Annotated in this window: 15 protein-coding genes and 1 pseudogene; 2 read left to right on the top strand and 14 right to left on the bottom strand. The window is 63.9% G+C overall.

Translation table 11 applies throughout. From position 1 onward, the window contains the following. Positions 1 to 41 precede the first annotated feature (41 nt). The 11 genes from tssM to tssH all read right to left on the bottom strand — a co-directional run bounded on the left by tssM (position 42) and on the right by tssH (position 15,943). Positions 42 to 3,563: a type VI secretion system membrane subunit TssM gene (gene tssM, locus ABLE91_RS20620; protein ID WP_348933867.1), complete on the bottom strand. Its 3,522-nt coding sequence runs from the start codon at positions 3,561 to 3,563 to the stop codon at positions 42 to 44. 20 nt (positions 3,564 to 3,583) lie between these two features. Further along, positions 3,584 to 4,900 (bottom strand): type IVB secretion system protein IcmH/DotU, encoded by a 1,317-nt coding sequence (gene icmH / locus ABLE91_RS20625; protein WP_348933869.1) that lies wholly within the window; start codon positions 4,898 to 4,900, stop codon positions 3,584 to 3,586. A gap of 323 nt (positions 4,901 to 5,223) precedes the next feature. Continuing rightward, positions 5,224 to 6,555, bottom strand: coding sequence for a type VI secretion system baseplate subunit TssK (gene tssK, locus ABLE91_RS20630; protein ID WP_348933871.1), 1,332 nt, complete (start codon positions 6,553 to 6,555; stop codon positions 5,224 to 5,226). Next, positions 6,552 to 7,526 carry a type VI secretion system-associated FHA domain protein gene (locus ABLE91_RS20635; RefSeq protein ID WP_348933872.1) on the bottom strand — a complete coding sequence of 325 codons (975 nt, stop codon included), beginning with the start codon at positions 7,524 to 7,526 and terminating at the stop codon, positions 6,552 to 6,554. The genes tssK and ABLE91_RS20635 overlap by 4 nt, the downstream gene beginning before the upstream one ends. Further along, positions 7,523 to 8,125, bottom strand: coding sequence for a DUF6931 family protein (locus tag ABLE91_RS20640; protein ID WP_348933874.1), 603 nt, complete (start codon positions 8,123 to 8,125; stop codon positions 7,523 to 7,525). Before ABLE91_RS20640 ends, ABLE91_RS20635 begins: the two co-directional genes overlap by 4 nt. A 15-nt stretch (positions 8,126 to 8,140) precedes the next feature. Further along, entirely contained in the window at positions 8,141 to 10,177 is a 2,037-nt protein-coding gene (locus ABLE91_RS20645; protein ID WP_348933876.1) for a type VI secretion system Vgr family protein, read from the bottom strand. 149 nt (positions 10,178 to 10,326) lie between these two features. After that, positions 10,327 to 10,803, bottom strand: a complete 477-nt coding sequence (locus ABLE91_RS20650; RefSeq protein ID WP_348933878.1) for an Hcp family type VI secretion system effector — start codon at positions 10,801 to 10,803, stop codon at positions 10,327 to 10,329. Positions 10,804 to 11,126: 323 nt separating this feature from the next. Then, complete coding sequence (locus tag ABLE91_RS20655; RefSeq protein WP_348933879.1) at positions 11,127 to 11,603, bottom strand: Hcp family type VI secretion system effector; 477 nt, start codon at positions 11,601 to 11,603, stop codon at positions 11,127 to 11,129. 211 nt (positions 11,604 to 11,814) lie between these two features. Beyond that, a complete protein-coding gene (locus tag ABLE91_RS20660) occupies positions 11,815 to 12,897 on the bottom strand; it encodes a methyltransferase domain-containing protein (RefSeq protein ID WP_348933881.1) in 1,083 nt (360 codons plus the stop codon). A gap of 2 nt (positions 12,898 to 12,899) precedes the next feature. Beyond that, entirely contained in the window at positions 12,900 to 13,253 is a 354-nt protein-coding gene (locus ABLE91_RS20665; RefSeq protein ID WP_348933883.1) for a PAAR domain-containing protein, read from the bottom strand. A 50-nt stretch (positions 13,254 to 13,303) separates the two neighbouring features. Further along, complete coding sequence (gene tssH, locus ABLE91_RS20670) at positions 13,304 to 15,943, bottom strand: type VI secretion system ATPase TssH (RefSeq protein WP_348933885.1); 2,640 nt, start codon at positions 15,941 to 15,943, stop codon at positions 13,304 to 13,306. 279 nt (positions 15,944 to 16,222) lie between these two features. Between tssH and tssJ the strand changes: the two genes are divergently transcribed. Continuing rightward, on the top strand, positions 16,223 to 16,762 hold the full coding sequence (gene tssJ, locus ABLE91_RS20675) for a type VI secretion system lipoprotein TssJ (RefSeq protein WP_348933887.1): 540 nt from the start codon (positions 16,223 to 16,225) through the stop codon (positions 16,760 to 16,762). Between the two features lie 117 nt (positions 16,763 to 16,879). On the opposite strand, the gene ABLE91_RS20680 is transcribed toward tssJ, so the two are convergent. Further along, the gene (locus ABLE91_RS20680; protein WP_348933889.1) at positions 16,880 to 17,566 is read right to left on the bottom strand and encodes a hypothetical protein; all 687 of its coding nucleotides are present in this window, start codon (positions 17,564 to 17,566) and stop codon (positions 16,880 to 16,882) included. 329 nt (positions 17,567 to 17,895) lie between these two features. After that, positions 17,896 to 18,108: pseudogene (locus ABLE91_RS28980) on the bottom strand (LysR substrate-binding domain-containing protein); the annotation flags it as partial. A 117-nt stretch (positions 18,109 to 18,225) separates the two neighbouring features. Here ABLE91_RS28980 and ABLE91_RS20685 point away from each other — a divergent pair. Continuing rightward, positions 18,226 to 20,259 (top strand): YgiQ family radical SAM protein, encoded by a 2,034-nt coding sequence (locus tag ABLE91_RS20685; RefSeq protein WP_348933891.1) that lies wholly within the window; start codon positions 18,226 to 18,228, stop codon positions 20,257 to 20,259. A gap of 33 nt (positions 20,260 to 20,292) precedes the next feature. On the opposite strand, the gene ABLE91_RS20690 is transcribed toward ABLE91_RS20685, so the two are convergent. Then, positions 20,293 to 21,579 carry an RsmB/NOP family class I SAM-dependent RNA methyltransferase gene (locus ABLE91_RS20690; RefSeq protein WP_348933893.1) on the bottom strand — a complete coding sequence of 429 codons (1,287 nt, stop codon included), beginning with the start codon at positions 21,577 to 21,579 and terminating at the stop codon, positions 20,293 to 20,295. Between the last annotated feature and the right edge of the window lie 89 nt (positions 21,580 to 21,668).

Consider the following 21,668-nt stretch of genomic DNA (forward strand, 5'->3'; position numbering starts at 1 on the left):
GAAGGCCGCGGCCGGGCGCAGGCAGGTTGCGCGATCTCTTTTCATCGGACCAGCGAGCTCAAGCATCGGAATCCCGTCAGAGGCGACTTCTGGAAAGGATTGTTCACGCTTGCCGCATCGAGATTGAAGCTTGCGGAGCGCTCGCCGAGGTTGATGTTCAGGACGAAGCGGTTCGCACTTTCCCGCTTGAGCGACCGCGCGGCCAGAAACCGGAACAGCGCCCATGGCCCGTCATAGGTGAGCGAGGAGGGCTGGCCCTCGCTGGCGGCACCGAATTCCACCCGCACGCCGCCCACATTGCCCGGCCATTTCATCTGCACCGTATGGGGCGGGCCGTATTGATAGCTGATGCTCTGGCCGTCGATATCCAGCTTCACCCGCATAGCACCGGGGTCGAGGTCGCGCGGTGTCAGGCTGAAGGCCACTTGGGGAGCCGTGGTCCCCGGGGCGAAGAAGAAGGTGCGGATCTTTGCCGCCTGCTCGAAATAGCCGAGCGCCAGCGCGGTGATGTCGGTGCGCGCTCCGGCATTGGCGAGCGGGCGCCACGGGCTGGAAATCGTATCCACGAAAGGCTTGAGCTGACGATCGAAGAACTTGTCGAGCAATCCATCCGGACCGAACATCCGGGTGAAGTCAGCCAGCGTTACGTCGGTGTTCGAACTGGCGAAGGGATATTTCCCGTTGATGGCCACTTGGCAGAACGGCAGAACCTGGGATTGCCAGGCTGCATCCAGATCGGTGCGGACCCCGGCATCCGTGATGGACGAGGTCTGGCGCACCAGACCAAGGATGGAATCCGTCAAGGCGGGGGGCGCGCTCAGGGTGTTCAGCTTGAGCTGGCTGAGCACCTGTTGGTAGGCCGGGCCCGTGGAAAGGTCCGTGACCTGGGTGGGATTGTTTCCGCCGACGCTGGCGGCCGGGCCCAGAAGGGCGCGCAGCTGGCTCAGCGACTTCAACACCTCGTCCAGCGGGCTCGGGGAACCAGCGACGAAGCGGTGCAAGTCGGAGAAATGCCCGGTAACCGAGGCCCCCAAAGTGCGCAGGCGGGACGTGGCGGACGACAGATCAGCCAAAGCGGCGGTTGCGGCCGCCACCTTTCCATCCCCCGCCGGCTTGGTGGCGGGAGCCAGGGTGGTCTGCTGCATGACCGCCTGAAGATAGCTGGAGAGCGGAGACGGCGGCCCGAGCAGGGATTGGAGCACCGAGATTTCCGCCTGAAGGCTGTCGAAGGGTGCAATGGTCACGTCGCTGATGAGCGTCTGCCACGTGGAGATGTAGTCATTCACATACAGGTCCGTCATGTCCCGGCGGAGCTGTTCCGTGCGTGAGAGGTTGGGCGCCGCGGGGCTGTTGTTGGGCATCCGCACCCAGTCTTCTTCTGCCAGATCGACGGCGATCTTCGCGATGGCAGGAAGCACGATGTCGAAGAAGGCCTCGCTCGTGTAGAGGCCTGCGATCGGTTCCGACAGCGGTCGTCCGGAGCGCCGGACGAGCGCGTATGGCGCGAGCGGACCGGTCACGTCGGTGAGGCGCCAGGGGGCGAGTTGCTGGATGTCCGGCATCTGCTGGAGCACCGCCATGCCGCGGTTCGCCGGGCTATAGGCGTCCAACGCGGTGCGGGCCTGCACCACCAGCGCATGATCCAGTTCTATGGGCGGAACCTTCGCAGCCAGCAGATTGCTGACGTGATCCAGCAGGGCCGAGCGCAGCGGGGCTTGAGCAGGCCCGGGATAGACGCTGACGAAGTAGCGCTTCATCCAGTCCAGGACGGCCGCGTCATCCATCGGGCCGGCGCCGCCAAGCATGAGGTAGACTTTGAGAGCCGAATAAAGGCCGCTCGGAGAATTCATGCTCTCGATGATTTCCGACTGCAGCGCGGCGTGTATCCGCGGCTGGAGCAGGACCTGAAGCGTGTCGACATATTCCTGGCGGGTGATCGTGGACAGGAGATGGGTCTGCGAAAGACCGCCGGACAAGCGGAACGGAACCTCGGGGTTGGGCCCGTCAATCCACCCCGTGGGAAGCGATTCCAGCGCGTTCAGCGTCGGCAAGATGGCCGCCATGTCGGTTTCGGAGGCCGAGTGATTGCTCAGCCTGACGTCGAGTTGGGCGATGGTGTCCTTCGCACGCTGCGCGGCGTACCTGATGTCGGTGACGAGATAGCTGTTCCCGATGAAGCTCGTGACCCACCAGGAAACCAGCAGGACGGCGGTGGCGATGCCCGCGCCGGCGGCGGACCAGCGAAAGGTCCTGGCTCTGCGCTGGGAGACCGGATCGTGCTCCACCAGCCCGGATTCTTTGAAGATGACCTTGTCCAGCAGGTCATGGATGAACAGCCCGGTCCGCCGCGCGTCGGCCATCTCGTCCACCACGCTGGGGAGGGCGAGCACCTCACCCTCGTTCCGCGCCGCCGCATGGCCGGAGCTCGTGAAATAGACGCCACGCAGCAGCAGGGGGCGCTCGAAGGTGGTGGGCTTGAAGACGTCGTCTATGAGGTCCGCAATCAAGGGCTTCAGGGTGGCGAGCTGGGGGATGAACATGAAGCAGTCGAACCGCTCATCGACGCGGAAGGTCTGGTTCACCTGGCTCAGCATGCGGGGCATCTGCCACTGCAGGAAGTTGTCGTACTCGGCGGCGAAAGTGGCCGCGAGCGACTTGCCCTTGTTCGTCTGGCCCTGTTCGTCATAGAGCGGCAACGTGATGCCGAACACGCCGCGCCGTTCGTTCTGGGTGAGGTCCGCGCAGAATTCGCTGAAACCCGCCAATTGGTCCGCCTTCGCGAGGACCATATAGATCGGAACGCGTAGCTTCAGGGTGCGCTGGAAGAACTCAAGCTGCTCGCGCAGGTCGGCATTGAAGGAAAAGCGCTGCACGTCGTTGGCGCGCAGCATCTCGGCCAGATTGAGCGTCAGGATGATGCCGTTGATGGGCTGGCGCGGACGGTAGCGTTTGAGCAGGGTGGCGAAAATACCCCAGGTATTGGGCTCGGGCGCCGTTACGAGCGGCCCCCGTGTCTCCACCAGCACCGCACGGTCGGTGAAGGAAAAGTGGACGGTGCCGGCATTGATGCGGCCTTCCCGCGCTTCATTGAGCGGGAACCGCAGGTCCGAGGAGTGGATGAAGGAGCTTTTGCCCGCGCCTTCCCCACCGATGACCCCATACCAGGGCAGTGCATATTTATAGCGCTTGCCGAAGAAACCCGAGGGCCGGATGCGGTGCAGCATGGCCATGGTGAGCTGGAAGCCGCGTTCCATCGTATCCCGCTGCGCCTTGGGGATCTCGTGGGAGTCGGCGATCTGGCTTGCCAGTGCAAGGCTCTGGCGATCCTGCCTCTGATTGACTTCCTCTTCCTTGTTTCCAAGAAGCCAGATCACGCCGAGGATGCCGGCGCCCAGCAGGATCACGAAGCAAACCAGAAGGCGGGCGACGATGCTGGCGAGAGGCGCGACAGAGCCCACGGCAACGAACGGCCCGACGAACCACATCACCAGAAGGAGTGCGAGCGTCACCGCCGCCAGGATGACCCAGCGCCAGAACTTCCATGTCGTCAAAAACTTCGGCATGATGCGGTTTTGCTGCAGCTTTACTTGGGCGTTAAGACGATTTCGACGCGGCGATTTTTTTGCCGCCCCTCCGCGGTCGCATTGTCCCCGATGGGATCACTGTCACCCATGCCCTGGGACGTGACGCGGCCCGCGTCGCCCAGGGCGACGCCGAGAATGGCAGCGACCGCCTGAGCACGGGCGGCGGAGAGAGCCTGGTTGTTGGGATACGTCATGGTGTTGATCGGCACATTGTCCGAATAGCCCAGCACCACGACCGGTCCTGGATATTTGACGAGCGCGGCGGCGATTTTCTTCATGACATCGGGATAGGGCGGACGCAGCGCGGTGCTGGCGGTGGCGAACAATTCCATTGTCGTACGGATGACGACATTGCCGTCACGGCCGATCACTGCGACCAGTCCCTGCTTCTGCTCGGGTTCCAGGAAGCTCGTGATGCCCTGAAGCGGCGTCTCCTTCGGGACCGGCGGCGGGGCCGGCGCGGGCGCAGGCGCTGCTGCCTGTGGTGGAGGTGCGGGCGCCACCTCCGGATGGAGCGGGAGAACCACCTCCGGATGCGGCTTGGGGACGAGGGGGTCGGCCATCAGCTCCTTGACCTGGACGACGGCGATCACGGCCTCGCGGTGGAGGATGAGGTAAAGCCCGACGAAAAGCAGAAACAGGCAGAAAATGAGCCCGGCGGCGCCTAAAGCGTAGAGCCGCAGGTCGCGCGGGCCGCGCCCCTCGGCCGACAGTCCGCGCCAAGTGGGGGACATCTCCGGCTTGATGCTGCCCTTCACGCTGCGGAGGAATTGATAGATGTCGCTCTTGATGCGCGTAAGTTCGCTCGAGCCAATCGCGGCGAGGCGATATTTGCCCTCGAATCCGAACTCCATGCAGAAATAATAGAACTCGATCTCGCGCGTGACCGCGTGTGGCGCGGCCATCATCTGGCTCAGCAAAGTGTAGAAGCGCTCACCGCCCCAGGTCTCCTGGAAGAGTGCGGAGATAAGGGTTTTCGACGACCAGTTGCTTTCCTTGCCCCATGCGGTGTGCAGGATGCAATCGTCGGCCGTGGCCGCCAGCGCGTAGAGGATCAGGCGCGTATGGTTATGGGAAAGGCCGCACGCGATCGCCTGCGCTTCAAACGAGCGCAGTTCCTCCAGCACCATCGGGTGGAGCGAATCCGCATCGGCGGACGTTTCCAGTTGGGCGCGCACGAGCAGGTCGAAGATCGGGACCGCGAGCGCCAACCCGGGATTGTCCCGATAGACCTCGCGCGTCGCGCGCACGGCCGCTTCCAGATGCCCGGTGCCGTAGTGCGGCGGTGGATGCAGGAGCGCCGCCGCCGGGCTCACCTCTGCGGCCTTCTCCAGCCCGGACGCAGGCCGCTCTACCTGCCGCCCCCCCGGCCGTGCTGCATTGGCGGCGCCGGGCGCGCGCGGGTACGGGAGAGAGACCGGCTTCGCTCCACCTCCGGATGGCGCGGAAACGCTTGCCCCCGCACCAGACCTTTGCGAACCCGCCGCCGAGAGCCCGGCAGCGGATGCAATGATCGTGGTCTCCAGGTCATCCTCTGCCTTCGGAGGAGGGCTCATATATTTGCTTTCGCCGATCGATTCCTAGCTTTGCAGCGCATCGTGTCGCGCTCGGAGCCCGTCTGTGACACTCGCGCGCAAGATTAGTTGCGTATCGCCCAAAGTTCCATGGAAACCTCGGGAAAATCGCCAGCAAGGTGAATCGCGATGCCCCCCGATGATTTCAAGGGGGCCCAAAGGGCATTGTCGCTCTCCAACTGGAAGTAGACGGACTCCGCGTGATAGGGAATTTGCCGCGGAGCCACCGCCAGGGGTTGAACCCTGATGCCGGGAAGTTGCACGTTCACCAATTCTCGAATTTGTTCGACGGGACCGATCTTGATCAGCGCCGGGAGCGTGCGGCGGATGTTTTCGCTCGCCATGCTCGCTTTTACGACCAGAACGAAGATCGAGTCCGTCAACAACTTCCGGTCGGCTATGGTGCCAACGCGTATGCCGTACCTGCGATCCTGCAATGGGATCAGCACCGCCGCCTGCTCCAGCACCGCGCTCAGCGCAGCGCGCAGTTCCGACATGAGATGGCCATAGGTCATTTCCAGATCGTGGTGGCGATAGGTCGGAAGCTCGCGGGGGCGCTTTTCCGCGCTCGTGAATGTGGAGAATTCCCCGGCCAATTCCAGAAACGTGGAATAGAGGCGTTCAGGGTGCAGGTTCGGCAGGCTGGCGAGATGCGAAAGCAGGGGCTCCGAGCGGTTGATGAGCTGGAGCATCAGGAAATCGGCGATCTCGGCCACGCCATGGCTTGATGAGCCCGTCACCCGCGGCGCCAATGCGTGGCCGCGGTGGTGAAGCATGGCCGTCACTTCGCTGATGAAGCCCGTGAGCGCCGGCGAAACCGAGGTGGTCAGGCACGGCGGAATGTAGCTCGCGTCAAGCTGAACGCGCCGATCGGCGGTGACCTCGGCGACGCGGGCGACGCCGATGCACTGGAAGCCGGACCTGTCCTCATGCTCAAGCATGAGCGAGAGGCGCAGATGCGCGGTGCGGATCCGCGCCACGCCCTGGGCACCGCTGATGGCATCCACCACCTCCTGTTCCTCGGCGAGGAATCTTGCGGCCGAATTGAACTGGCTTTCCACGTCCACTTCGGGCGCGCCGCGCATGGCGATGGGGAGGCAGAGATAAATGACGCTGTTGGCGGTGCCGACAGACAGATCGAGTGGGGCCGGGTGCTGGTCATCCGCGGGTATCGAGAACGGCGTGCCGTCCTCGAAGACGCCATCGCAGCTGTTGATGGCGAACTTGCCGAGGCCGAGCAAGTTGCGATCCACGGAAAGTGAGCGCAGCCCCCACGCATAGGCGTTCAGCCCCTCCACCCGCTGCCGCAGCAATCGTTCCACATAACGATCCTGCTGCTGAAAATGCTGGGCGCGGAGAAACATGCCCTCCGACCACACGACCTTGCTGTTGCTCATGCCTTGTTCCCTTCCCGCCCGACCGCAACGGCGGAAGGATTCCAGTCATCGGACATCGGCTCGCCCCCGACATTCTCGGCGCCGGAAGGGGTTTCTCCCAACCGGGCCACCGTCCGCAGCGCCAGGCCCTCCAACGCCAGGGCGGTCCATTCCAAATCGCCGTCCTCGAGCCGCGCCAGAGCCTCCTCGACGCTTCCCGACAATAAGCGCTCTTCGCCGGGGTTGAGCACCGCCCGCTCGATACGGGCGAGCGCCTCGACGAGCGCCAGGGTAATCTTCTTTGGTCCGACCGTCGGCTGCTCCTCGGATGGCAGCACTGGCAAGGCCCGCTTGGAAGGGGGGGGCGAAGGATCAATGTCCTCGTTCCAGTCGTCCGGAATCTCCACGCCGACAACCCGCATCGGCTGCAGGGCCTGCTGCTCGATCGGCACGTGCTCCCAGTCCGGTTCCGCCTTCGCGGAACGAAACGGATGCAAGGATGGGGGCGGCCTGCCCGACGCTCCCTGCGAAGGCACGTTCATCGACGGCGCGGCGGCGGGCGGCAGGCCGAAATCGTCAAGATCGTCCTGCCGCGTGAAACCGGCGTCGGCATCATTGCGCAAAGGGGGAAGGATGGCGCGGAACGGGTCGGCCACCTCTCCGAAGGTCTCTGCCACCGAGACCGCGATCCCGATATGCCCGATCCGCAGCACGTCTCCCTCGCTCAGGATGGAGGAATTGCCGCGGCCCAGAGGTTGCTGCGCGTCGTTGACGAACACACCGTTGGCCGAGCTGTCGATGACAACGAAGACACCTCCCGTCGAGGTGATCGTGCAATGGTGGCGGGAAATCAGCCGCGAGTCGTCGTCGAGAACCCAGTCATTGCTTTCGTCGCGGCCGATCTTCAGGGCCCCGGATGTCAGCATGCGCCCCCGCTGGTCCGGGGGATCGTCGGAGGGTCCCATCAGGCTCAGGCGAAGCACCGGGCTCATGCGGGCGCAAGCTCCTTGGCAGATTGGCCGGAGCCTCCATTGGCGATGTCCGCGCCCATGGACAAGGCGGCCTTGTGACGCTCACCGATGGACTTCGCCGCCCCCGGCACGCAACACATGATGACCGAGGCCGCAACCATGCTGCCGGTCAATGCATCTCCCGGCGGAATGACCAAGTTGGTCTCCGGCGGCGCGAGGCTGCCGCCGGACCAGAAAACCCCCAATGCCGCATAGGCACCCGCGGTCTGGAACTTAAGCGCTTCTGCGAGCGGATAGGCGGCGCGCCGGTTTGCCTCGGTCGGCTCGTAAACCCAGGCCTCCACCGCCTGCCATGCGGCAGCTTCAGGCTCCGGCAGCGTGGGGGGCAGAAAGCGCCGCCATACGGCGCAGGCCCACCAGATCGCCTCCCGCCGCGGCAGGCCGACGGCGAGATAGCGGATGGCATCGGTGGTCTGGCCAGTCGCGTCGAGCGCGGAGATGAAGGCGGCCGCGCTCATGCCCTGCGTGATCAGGCTTTGCGCGTCTTCGCTCGGCTCAAGGAGCAGGCGCAGATGCTCCGCGTGGGAGAAGCGCAGCTTGGGAAGGATACCGAGCGTCATGGGTGACCGATTGCACTAGTTGATGGAGACCATACCGCCCTGGACCTGGACGGTGCCGTCGCCGTTGATCTTGACCATGGGACCGCTCACCTGGACCTTCGCGTCCCCCGTGACGGTGACCTGCGTGGCCTTCAAGGTGATCCCGCTCTGGTTGATGGTGATCGAGTTGCCGCCCACCTTCAATGTGATCGCCTGGGCGGCCTGCAGCGTGATGCTGCCGCCGTCGCATTGAAGGGTGGCATTGCCGGAGCCGAGCTCAACCGTGTGGTTGCCGCTCGAGACCGTGGTCGTGACATTGCCCTTCGAGACGGTGGTCGTCTGGTTGCCCTGGGACACCGTCACGCTCTGGTTGCCCTGAGAAACGGTCAGCGCCTCGTTGCCCTCGGTCACCGTCACGCTTCGATTGCCCTTAGAGACGGTGACGCTCTCGTTGCCCTCCTGCACGGTCTCCGTGCGGTCGTTCTTGATGGTGACGATCTGGTCGTGCTTGACGTTGAGGGTGTCGTCATTCTCCACGTCCCGCGTGAAATCCTTCTGAGCGTGCATGTAGAGGAGTTCGCTGTCCTTCTTGTCCTCGAACCTGAGTTCGTTGAACGTCGAGGACGTCCCCTGGCTGCTCGACCGGGTTTTTATGCCGCTCTGGGTCTTGTTGTCCGGCAACGCATAGGGCGGCATGTTCTGCCCGTTATAGACGCTGCCGATCACCAGGGGCCGATCGGGATCGCCTTCCAGGAAGGAGACGATCACCTCCATGCCGACCCGCGGCGTGAACTGGGAGCCCCAGGTCGACCCGGCCACGATCTGCCCGACGCGCACCCAGCAGGAGCTGGTTTCGTCCTTCTTGCCCAGCCGGTCCCAATAGAATTGCAGGCGGATGCGACCATATTTGTCGCAATAGATCTCCTCGCCCGAGGGGCCGACGACCAAAGCGGTCTGGGGACCCGGGATCAGCGGACGGCGCGTGATCGGCGGCGGGTGGTAGGCGCGCGCGGCAGGCAGGGCTGTGAATGTGTTGTGATAGGTGGTCACCGCATTTTCGTTGCCGAGATGGCTTTCATCACGGGCAGCGTGCTCCACCTGCTGCAGCACATATTGCTTGCCCTGCTCGCTGGAAACCTCGTGCTTGGACATGGTGAATTTCGCGCCGGGCACAAAGGTCGGATACGTGGATTTGCCACTTGCCACCGCATAGTCCGCCTCGATCGCCTCCATCCGCGTGCGGGACAGCGAGGTGCCGTCGCTTTTCTTGGTGTAGTCCCCGGGATAGTCGAACATCTCCCAGCTCTTGAAGCTGGAATTGCTCAGCACGGTGGTGGTGCTGGCGGTGAGATCGGAGGTCGGCTGCTCGAAATCATAATCCGAGAGCGTGACCTTGCCGGACTGGAAGGAAGATCCGGTCGCCCATTGATTGACCGCGAGGAAAATCCCGGCATCGGCCGGAGTATGCTCCACCGACTTGTCGGCGCAGTCCGTGTAGCCCGCCGTGCTGTCGCTGAGCACCAGGGTGTGCTTGCCCTCTTCGTGCTGGAAATAGAAATAGATGCCCTCCTCGGCGAGGATGCGCAGGAGGAAATCATAATCGGTCTCGCGATACTGGACACAGTAATCACGCGGCGGATGGGATCCCGAGATGCCCTGCTTCTTATAGTCCGTCACCCCGCCTTCGGACAGAAGGGTCTCGGCGATCTGCACGACCGTCTGATTCTGGAAAATCCGGCTGTCGCTGGTGCGGGTCAAAAGCCAGAGCTTGGGCACGATGACGGCCTCGTAGCGCCTCATGCCGCTCACCGTCCGGTCGGCGGCGGAAAAGGCGGTAACGATACCGTTGATGCAGCGTGGACCGCCTTCGGGGCGCGCGATCTTCACCGTGAGCGGCTTGCCGAGAAACTGGTCGGCGGTAATGGCCGCGTTGGTGGAAGACATGGAAAGCGTGAAGCGAAAAAGGGACGAAAGGCTTTCGCTTCCTGAGAAGGTGGTCGCAATCAGAACGTCGCCGCCAAGTGGCGTCGTCAATGTCAGCAGTCGACCCTTTTGGACCGGAGCGATGTTCATCGGGCCAATTCCTTGCCACCGGCGAGCGAGGCGATCATCGGCACCCTCTTCGTGTCACTTCTACCGTGCTCCCGGAATGAAACCTCACGGTGCGAGAGGTCGAAAGACTTCGCGCACCGTGATGATGACAAAGCGGGTGCGGGGCGCGATCAGGCGCTTTTCGTCGTTGCGAGATCGTAGGAGACCGTGACGGGAGTGCCGGCTTTGTTCTTGTCGTCGTAGGGCGTGAACTTGAATTCCAGCTTGGTGAAAGAGATGGAAACGCTCTCTGTCGGCCTGTCCCCGCCGGAAGAGACCGAATAGGACGAGATCAGAGCATTGCTGAGCGTGTAGGTGCAGTAGGTCACGCCGGGGCTGCCGGTAGTGACCAGATCGATCTTCACCGTCTTGCCCGTGTTGCCGGTGCATGCCTCGGTAAACAGCTTCGGAGAGGCAGAGTCGAACATCTTGACGATGGAGACTTCGCTGATCGAAGGCTCTGATGCTTCACGATTATTGACAGAGCCCGCCGGAGTGGAGATGCCGCGGCCCACCCCCCAGGAGAGCGATATCACGTCGATCCACTTCTTGTGGTTCTCCTGTGTTGCCTCACCCTGGATGCCATCGTAATTCACGTAAATCGCCATGCTGCCCCTCCTGATTGTGCTTTATTCATACACTGAGAGATGTGTACCGAGGAATATCGCCGACCGCATGAATTCATACTTCAAGCGCTTCCGGCAAGGCCGGTTTTTTCCCCGACCGCGAACTATTAGAGACTGGAAGTTCTGCGAACCCCGTTGCCGATGGGGCTCGATTTCGCGAACGGAATGAAACCTGGAGATCCGATACGTATTTCTGGAAGAAATTGCGACCAGCCTCGAAGCTTCCATATGAGGCAAAGTTGGAGACGATCTCCACCCTCAAGACGATGTGCGCGGATTCTGCACCAAGAACTCGCTGTGACTTTCTATGAGCTCTTGGTGGTGGCGATATCGTAGGAGACGGTGACCGGAGTACCGGGCTTGTTCTTGTCGTCGTACGGCGTGAACTTGAATTCCAGCTTGGTGAAGGAGATGGAGAGAGACTCCGTCGGCCTGTCACCCCCGGAGGAGACCGAGTAGGACGAGATCAGCGCGTTTGTGAGCGTGTACGTGCAGAAGGTCACGCCCGGGCTGCCGGTGGTCACCAGGTCGATCTTCACCGTCTTGCCGGTGCTGCCGGTGCACGATTCGGTGAACAGCTTCGGGGAGGAAGCGTCGAACAGCTTGACGATCGAGACTTCGCTCAAGGACGGCTCGGAGGCCTCGCGGTTATTGGTGGAACCCGCCGGGGTGGAGATGCCGCGGCCCACCCCCCAGGAGAGCGAGAGCACGTCGATCCACTTCTTGTGGCTCTCCTGCGTCGCCTCACCTTGGATACCGTCATAGTTCAGGTAGATGGCCATGCTTGAGCTCCCCCCTCCAGCGCCCGAGAAGCTGTCTCCGCGGGCCTTAGCTTAACATTTCAAATCGACGCCCTAACCCCGCCAGCTTCCCATCCCGCTTTCAAAACCGCACCTTGGCGAAGGCCGATTTCGCGAGACGAAGCGTGGCCGCACCATGTCACACTATGAAGAGGCTTCCTACGCCCGCTTCAGTCGTGAGAAATCAATTTTTTCAGGTTTCTTGAGCTATCTCCCCGGGATCGACGCTGCATCGAAAGGTGAGAAGCTGGCTTGTGTAATGGACCGCGGCACGATCGTGGAGACGCACATGCCAAGGCTGCTCGGCCGGCGGCGCGATGGAGACCAGCCGACGTCCGCCCTCCCCGGCCAACGCGTCCTTGATACCGGCCAGCATGCTTTCCAGCGCGACGGGGCTTTCCAGCCAACCCGACGGATTGGTGGCATGCGAAGCCCAATCGAAGGGAGTCGCCAAAGCAAGCTCCCCCTCCCCCGAAAGGGCCCGGCTCATTTCGCAGACCAGTCCCGCAGGGTCGGCCACGCAGTCGAGCACGTTCATGGCGAAGGCTTGGCGAAAGGTGCCACTGCGGAACGGAAGCGCGAGGGCATCTGCGATCCAGAAGTCGGCGTGGTTGGCGCCGGGAAACGACGCACGCACGGACCTGCGCTCGAAGCGATTGCCGACCCGGCGCAAGGGGTAGCTTACAACGCCTTGGTCGATGGCCCTCCTGGCGATTTTTAGCAACTGCCAGTTCAGGTCTATTCCCAGCACCGGCGCCGAGGCGCCGGCGGCGAGATCAAGCGTCGTGCGCCCCACCGCGCAGCCAATGTCCAGCACGGGGCCGTCCGCCGGCTTCAGAAGCGCGCGCACCGCCGCGAGCAGGCGGCGGATGCTTCCCGCTGCTTCCGCATCGGAACCGACTGGCACCGGCTCGAACAGATCGCCGTAATGGTCGTGGCCGTAAGTGGATTGCTGCTGCCGTGCCACGTTGAAAGCTGCGTCCGGCCCCACCGCGGCGCCGATTACGGCTTCCGCGTCGGTGCCCTCCACCTCGCTCTCCAGCACGAGATGCAAGTTGGCCGACAGCCAGGATGGCAGGTCCGGCACAAGGATCGGGGTGCCGGCAATGATGGGATAGGCCTGGGCACAATCCTGCGCGGTGCAGCGCAGCACCCCCGTCCACGCCGCGTCGTCCTGCATCATGGCGCCGGGCGCGAGCTCGAGCGGCGCTTCGCGGCGCCGCAGGCGGCACGCCGGGCAGACCGGCTTCAGGGTCTCGAAATGCAGCCGGCGCACGCCTAGCCGCCGATCATCACAGTGGGGCAACCCGGCGGAAGGATCGTCCCGCTCGGGCTCGGCAGAGGGGCAACGCACGCCGAATGAAGCGTGCTGTCGCCCACGCGCGCCGCCGGCATGCTGCCGATGAGCACCGTCGCGGACCCCTTCAGGATCATGCCCGGCCCTCCCGGCACGCAGCCGGCGAGCATGCACGGCGCCGTGGTATCCGTCATGCGCGCCGCCGGCATGTTGCCGATCAGGACCGTGGGGCATCCCTTCATGATGGCAAGCGGCATGGCCGGATGGGGCATCGGCGTGGGCACCGGCGCCGCGGGATGCATGGGCGCATGGCAATGCGGCGCTGTCTGAAGCACATTATCTCCCATTCGGGCGGCCGGCGGCATGGTGGGATCCTTCGGAGATATCAGCCCACACGATAGGTGAACTGGCCGTCCGCACCGAGGCCGACGGCGGTGCGGGTGATGATGGTGCCCTCCGCCAGCGCTTCCAGCACGTGGACGGAGAGCTCCGGCAGCAGGGTGCGGGAGAGGATATTCTCGATGTTGCGCGCGCCGGACGCGCTTTCGGTGCACCGGGCCGCGATCATCTCCACAAGCTGCGGGTCGTATTCGAAGCTGGCCTCGTAGGCATCCGCCACACGCCGCCGGATGCGCTCCAGCTGCAGCACGACGATCTTGCGGATCATCTCGTCCGAGAGCGGCAGGTAGGGCACGAGGGTCACGCGGCCGAGGAAGGCCGCCTTGTAATATTTCTGCAGCTCCGGCCGCAGGGCCTCGGCGAGCACGCCCGGGTCCGGGGCCGTCTCGGGATCGGCGCACAGCTTGGAGATGAGATCCGAGGCTGCGTTCGAGGTCATGATGATGACCGTGTTCTTGAAATCGATGTCCCGGCCTTCGCCGTCCTTCATCTGGCCCTTGTCGAAGACCTGGAAGAACACGTCCTGCACGCCCTGGTGGGCTTTTTCCATCTCGTCCAGGAGGATCACGGAATAGGGCTTGCGGCGCACCGCCTCGGTGAGGATGCCGCCTTCGCCATAACCCACATAGCCGGGAGGGCTGCCCATGAGCAGGCTGACCTTATGCTCTTCCTTGAATTCGGACATGTTGATGGTGGTGAGGTTGTGCTCGCCGCCATAGAGCAGATCGGCCAGGGTCAGAGCCGTCTCTGTTTTTCCGACGCCCGAGGGGCCCACCATCAGGAACACACCAAGTGGCTTGCGCGGATCAGTCAGACGGGCGCGTGAGGTCCGCATCGCCTGAGCGACCGCCGCGATCGCGTGGGACTGGCCGATGATCCGCTGCTCCATGGTGGCCTGGAGAGTGAGGATGCTGCGGATCTCATCCGTGCGCATGCGGCCTGTAGGGATGCCGGTCCAGTTCTGCACCACCTGCGCCACGGCCTGAGCAGCGACCAGCGGGAACACCAGGGGCGTCTCGCCCTGGAGCGCCACGAGGCTGGCGCTGATGTCGCGGAATTCCTGGGCGAGCGCTTCACCGTCGGGCAGCGGCTCCTTGCCTTCGAGCTGGTCGCGCAGGACGCCGAGCCGCTCCACGAAGCCCTTTTCTTCCTCCCAGCGGCTGTTCAGCGCGTCACGCTCCTCGCGCAGCTCGGTGCATTCCTGCTCCAGGGACTGGATCCGCGCGGCATGATCGGAGCCCACCGCCGTCTCGCGGCGGAGAAGGTCCAGTTCCGCCTCGAGGATGACCAGACGCCGGTCGCGGTCATCGATGGCAGCGGGAATGGTGGTCTGGCTGACCGCGACGCGCGAGCAGGCAGTGTCGAGAAGCGAGACGGCCTTGTCGGGAAGCTGGCGGGCCGGGATGAAGCGTGCCGAGAGCCGCACGGCCTCGCTCACCGCCTCGTCGAGGATGCGCACCTTGTGGTACTTCTCCAGGACCGGGACGAGGCTGCGCAGCATGGCGATGGCCACCGGCTCGGAGGGCTCCTCCACCTTGACCACCTGGAAGCGGCGAGTGAGGGCGGCATCCTTCTCGAAGTACTTCTTGTATTCCGCCCAGGTGGTGGCTGCGATCGTGCGCAACTCGCCGCGCGCGAGGGCGGGCTTCAGCAGGTTCGCCGAATCCCCGCCCGCCCCGCCTCCGCCGGCACCGACCAGCGTATGCGCCTCGTCGATGAACAGGATCACGGGGATGGGCGAGGCCTTCACCGCGTCGATCACCGCGCGCAGGCGCCCTTCAAACTCGCCCTTCATGCTGGCGCCGGCCTGGAGCAGGCCGAGGTCGAGGGAGCGAAGCTGCACGTTGCGCAGGGCTGGAGGCACGTCGCCCGCGACGATGCGGAGCGCGAACCCTTCCACCACCGCGGTCTTGCCCACTCCCGCCTCACCAGTGAGGATCGGATTGTTCTGCCGGCGCCGGATCAGGATATCCACGATCTGGCGGATCTCCTCATCGCGACCGAGCACGGGGTCTATCTTGCCGGCCTTGGCTTGCGCTGTGAGATCCACCGTGAAGCGGGCAAGAGCATCCTGCCCCTGGGTCTGGCCGGGGGCACCCGGCACGCCGCTCGCGGCGCTCCCGGCATCGGGCAAGGCAGCCGCCTTCTGCTCGGACGAATTGGCGGTGATGGCGGCAAAATCCTTGCGCAGCGCATCGACCGAGAGGCCGCGGAACTCGGCCGAGATGTCGTTGAGCCGCAGGCGGAGGGAATCGTCCGCCAGCATGGCCCAGAGCACATGCCCGGAGCGCACCTGGCTCAGGCCGGTTTCGATGGAGCACAGCAGCCAAGCTTCCTTGACGGTCTCGATGATATCGGGGGAGAGGCCCGGCGGGCGGCTGTTCCCGGCGCGCAGGCGATCGAGGCTCTTGTTGATGTCGAGCTGCACCCGGCCGATTTCGAGGCCGTAATGGCCGAGGATAAGCGTCACGTCGGTCGTGCTGTCGCCGACGAGCTTGGCGAGCCAGTGCTCCAGCTCGACGTTGTAATGGGTTCGCATGAGGGCGAAGCCGGCAGCCCCCTCCAGGCTGCCGCGGCAAACCTCGTTGAGCCGCGACATGAGGGATTTAAGGTCCAGCGACGCCATGTGTTCCGCCCCCCAATTGCCCGCAAAACGGGAGGAAATGGACACCGCCTCCCCTGCGGACCTCAGCCCCGTTTCAAAAAGGGGTCATGCTGCTTCTTCAAAGCCGTTAACTGCTACCACCGCAAGCGGTTTTAAGCATCTTTGCAAGAGGATGCGTCGCGCTGCCCGCAATCTGATATGCGTTCCCATCGCGGATGGTCTGTCGGGATGCGCCCGGAGGTGGTGCCAGCGCGGTGAGGGTGACCTTCGGAGGTGAAGGTAGCGGGGATGCCAATTCGCATGGATACAGCCCGGACCTTCGTCTCGCGGCGAGATTTCCTGCGGCGGGGAAGCAAGGGCCTGATGCTCGGCGGCGCCATGGCGCTTTCGGGCTGTTCGAACTTCAGCGCGCTGAAGGTCACGATCGCCGGCGTGCGGATCCTCTCCGATACGACCATCAATCCATCGCCCACCGGGCAGGCCTCGCCCGTGATGGTGCGCATCTATGCGCTGCGCAACGACCAGATGTGGCAGCAGGCCGATTTCCAGTCCCTGTTCAACGACGACGCCACTGCCCTGGGCACCAGCCTGATCACCAAGCGGGAGATGATCGTCCCGCCCGGCGCGAACATCCCGGTCAGGATAGACCTGCCGCTGGATGCGGCCTTCCTCGCGACCGTGGCGTTCTTCCGCGCCATAGACACCGCCCAGTGGCGAGCCATCCTGCCCCTGGAATCGGCCATGGTGAACAATGTGCAGATCAACCTGTCCGCGGTGCAGGTCACGCTCATTCAGGTTCTCGTCGGCGACAAGCCGTTCGATCCCAAGCCCCTGCTCTGAGCCTCCGCCCCCCAGCGCTTGGAAAACGGAGGCGGGGCGAATCAGACCATCGCGTCTGCAGAGGGCTTCGCCCTGGAGAGCGTCGTTTGCTCTCCAGGCATAACGGGCCACGCAGCCTCAATTAATCTTGACCAGCTCCATCAGATTCCGAAGGTCGTTACCGTCAGATTGCTGCTTCTGGTAGTAAAACTCCCAGGTGGCCCGATTGCGCAGGCCAATGATGACAGCGGTCCTTTCCGTTCCGTCACGCGGTCCGGTACGGTCTCTATAGGCTGCGGGTTGAACAGTGTGCGCATCGGCTCGAGCGAGCGACAGCATGCGATCCTGTTCTTCTCTTTGAGGCGTGAAATTCGGCTTCCATTGGGAGCCGGTGGCCTTCAGCTGGGCATTTGCATGCGCGACCCGCACACCACCGTCCCGGTTTGGCATCCCAACTCCGAAAGTACAACCGTCCATTTCACCCGTGAACATGATCTCGGCGGCCTGCCCCAACATCATGCTATGTATAGCGTTGTCGCTGTAGGGACAGATGTAGGCTGGAAATGCTTTTCGGTTGCCGGGGGTTGCCGGACACACCTTATAGATCGACGAAGGCGTTTCCCAAAACGACTTCCTGCTCTTTGGCACAATAAGACGCGCCAGCGCATTCCTCTGCTTCTGGCGCTTGACAGTCACATGGTCTTTCGTGACATCAACCAACTCTACAAGAACTGTATTATCGGCGCGGCGCAATTGTGGAGCGGGATTATTTAAGTCAGGATGGATTATCAGTAAGTTCTTGCGATAAAACTCGATCTCGGCCATGGTTTTCGCCCCAAATTTCTTGGCCACTCACATCGTCGTAACCGACGCCTTCGCGGCTCTCTGGACGAGGATAGCCACTCGGAGATCGCGGTCCAGCGGCAACTTACACCGCTTTTCGGCACATCCTTGTAGAGGAGAGCTGCGCACAGAACGCGGTTCAGCGGCGACGACGGCGTCAAAAATCTGCTGGATCTCGGTGGAATAAGTTGACCGCGAGGCAGCACAATTTGAGCCAACGCTTCGCTGCCATCGAGCCAAATTATGGCCCGAACTGGCCAGCCTTTAGGCGCCACCACAAACGACCACGCGCCTACTCTCGAACACTTGAATTAAACATTTAAAAGCACTCGACCTGCCTGTACCTTGGGAACACCGTGGCGCTTCAGATAGGCGGGCGAGGCCACGGTCACGAATTGCATGTGGCCGAGCTTGCGGGCGGCCGGCCCGCTGTCCACCAGCTCGCCGAGCCGGAAGGCAAGGTCGATCCCCTCCTCCGTCAGGTTGACGACGCGGTCACAGAGGTCGACGTCGATGGTCAGCTCCGGATGGCGCCGGCTCCTCTAGGCAAGGCTGGGCCTGCGCGGCACGAGTGCGCAAAGCTGAGGGCCTGAACCCGGGTTAGTTGAATTCGCTGCGGTGGCGCCTTATGCGTGGACGCCATGGAAACCCTAGCCAGCGCCCAAAGAACCGTGATGTCGTTGTCCTGCCACCGGCCGCAGTCCGGAAAGGCGGCGCCGTTCCTGCCGATGAGCCGTGCCGAGATGGCGGCGCTCGGTTGGGATGCCTGTGACATCGTGCTGGTGACCGGCGACGCTTATGTGGATCATCCGAGCTTCGGCATGGCGATCATCGGCAGGCTGCTCGAAGCCCAGGGCTTCAGGGTCGGCATCATTTCGCAGCCCGACTGGCAATCGGCGGAACCGTTCAAGGCGCTGGGCAAGCCGACTTTGTTCTTCGGCGTCACCGGCGGCAACCTGGACTCCATGGTCAACCGCTACACGTCGGACCGCCGGCTGCGCCACGACGACGCCTACACGGCGGGCGGCGAAGGCGGCAAGCGGCCGGACCGCTGCACCATCGTCTACACGCAGCGCTGTCGCGAGGCCTACAAGGACGTGCCGATCGTGCTCGGCGGCATCGAAGCATCGCTGCGCCGCATCGCCCACTACGACTACTGGTCCGACAAGGTGCGCCGCTCGATCCTGGCGGACGCCAAGGCGGATCTGCTCATCTACGGCAACGCCGAGCGCGCCGTCGTCGAGGTGGCGAACCGGCTCGCCGCCGGCGAGGCGCCACGCGATCTCGATTCCATCCGGGGCGTCGCGCTGTTCCGCCGGGTGCCTGAGCATTACACGGAACTGCACGCCGACGATCTCGACTCTGCCGATGAGGGCGCGACCCGCCACACCGGCGATACGGTGATCCGGCTGCCGGCCTACGAGCAGGTGGAGCAGGACCGCGAGGCCTATGCCCGCGCCTCGCGAGTGCTGCACCGGGAGGCCAATCCCGGGAATGCGCGCCCGCTCGTCCAGCGCCACGGCGACCGCGACCTGTGGCTGAACCCGCCGCCCATCCCGCTGACCTCAGACGAGATGGACGCGGTCTACGACCTGCCCTATGCCCGCGCGCCGCATCCCTCCTACGGCGATGCGAAGATCCCGGCCTGGGACATGATCAAGTTCTCGGTGACCGTCATGCGCGGCTGCTTCGGCGGCTGCACCTTCTGCTCGATCACCGAGCACGAGGGCCGCATCATCCAGAACCGCTCGGAAGGCTCGATCCTGCGCGAGATCGAGCTGATCCGCGACAAGACGCCGGGCTTCACGGGCGTGATCTCGGACATTGGCGGGCCGACCGCCAACATGTACCGGATGGCCTGCAAGGACCCCAAGATCGAGGCGGCGTGTCGGCTGCCGTCCTGCGTCTTCCCCGACATCTGCCCGAACCTGAACACCTCGCACGACGACCTGATCCGCCTCTATCGCAAGGTCCGCGAGGTGAAGGGCGTCAAGAAAGTGATGGTCGCCTCCGGCGTGCGCTATGATCTGGCGGTCAAAAGCCCCGAATATGTGAAGGAGCTGGTGACCCATCACGTCGGCGGCTATCTGAAGATCGCCCCCGAACACACCGAGCGCGGCCCGCTCGACAAGATGATGAAGCCGGGGATCGGCACCTACGACCGTTTCAAGGAGATGTTCGAAGAAGCGGCGCAGCAGGCCGGCAAGAAATACTATCTGATCCCCTATTTCATCGCGGCGCATCCGGGCACGACCGACGAGGACATGATGAACCTCGCCCTCTGGCTCAAGAAGAACCGCTACCGCGCCGATCAGGTGCAGACCTTCCTGCCGTCTCCCATGGCCACGGCGACCGCCATGTACCACACCGGCGTCAACACGCTGCGCGGCGTGCGGCGCGGGGCGAGCGACACCGTCGAGACGATCCGGGGCGGACGGCAGCGCCGGCTGCACAAGGCGTTCCTGCGCTATCACGACCCCGACAACTGGCCGTTGCTGCGCGAGGCGCTGAAGGAGATGGGCCGCGCCGACCTGATCGGCCAGCGTCCCGACCAGCTCGTGCCCTCTTACCAGCCGCCGGGAACCGGCAAGGCCGCCGGCACGAAACGCCCCGTGCGGCCCACCAGCAGGGGGCAGCGCTTCACCACGAAGGGCGTACCATTGCCAAGGAAGTGAACGGCGCGCGCGGTCAGATAGCGTTCCCGGAAATTATTCGGGCGACGGCTGCTCGGGCGACGGCGTGGGCTCGCGCTGCATGACGGCAGCAAAGAAGCCATCGGTATCGTGGCGCGCGGGTGTCAGCGACAGATGGTCCGGATGCGCTGAATCAGTGAACTGCGGCGCGGCCTCGCGCAGCGGAACGGCCCGAAAGGCGGGATGCGCCGCCAGGAAGGCTGCCACCTGCGCCTCATTTTCTTGCGGCAGCATGGAGCATGTGGCGTAGACGAGCCGTCCGCCCGGCTTCACGAGCCGCGCGGCGCTCGCCAGAATCCCGGCCTGCAGCGGCAGGAGATTATCGAGCCCGGGTCCCAGCGTGCGCCAGCGCGCATCGGGATTGCGCCGCCACGTGCCGGTGCCGCTGCAAGGGGCATCGACCAGCACGCGATCGAAAGAGCCCTTGTGGCGCTTCACCCAGCGATCCCTTTCGCTGGCCAGGGGCCTGGTCTCGATATTGTGCAATCCCGCACGCCGGAAACGCTCGGCGCTGCGCTTCAGGCGGCTGTCCGAGACGTCACAGGCGATGACATGGCCCTTGTTGGCCATCTGCGCGGCGATGGCCAGCGTCTTGCCGCCAGCCCCGGCGCAGAAGTCGACCACGCGTTCGCCCGGTCGCGCGTCAACCAGCATGGCAACAAGCTGCGAGCCCTCATCCTGAATTTCGACCTCGCCATTCCTCAACATCGGCAGGCTGGCCAATGAGGGACGCTCTTTCACGCGGATGCCGAAAGGCGCCATGCGGGATGCTTCGGCCCGCAAACCAAGATCCCGCAGCGCGCGCAGCGCGGCCTCGCGCGTGGACTTGAGCGGATTGACGCGCAGATCGAGCGGGGCTGTTGCCAGAAGCGCAGCCATCTCGCGCCCGAACGAGTCCTGGAAACGACGCCGCAAGGGATCGAGGGCCCAGGATGGACATTCAAGACGCACCTCGTCCGGCATGGCCGGATGGTCGATTGTACAGCCTTGCAATTTCACCAGCAGCGCGCGCTCGTGATCCATCAAGACGGCAGGCGCGAATTTCCCGCCGTTGAACAGGCCATGGACCTGATCCCGCGTCTTGCCGCCATCGAGCACAAGCCATGCCAGCAGCCGGTTGCGCGGCACATCCTGGCGCCCGTGCTTCGCCAGCCACCAGCCCAGTCGTGCGTGGTGGCGCAACAGCGCATAGAGCAAATCGGAAATATGGCCGCGATCCCTATCGCCGATATAGCGCCGAGCCCGAAACCACGCCGACACGACAGCATCGGCGGGACGCGCGATGCTATCGATCTCATGCATCAGTTCGAGCGTTGCTTGCAGACGGGCGGCGGGAGTCACGGCGAGAGGATCAGGCTGAAAAAAGCGCGGCACCATAAGCGAAAGCGCCG

The organism is Aquabacter albus, assembly GCF_040049275.1.
Taxonomy (GTDB): domain Bacteria; phylum Pseudomonadota; class Alphaproteobacteria; order Rhizobiales; family Xanthobacteraceae; genus Aquabacter.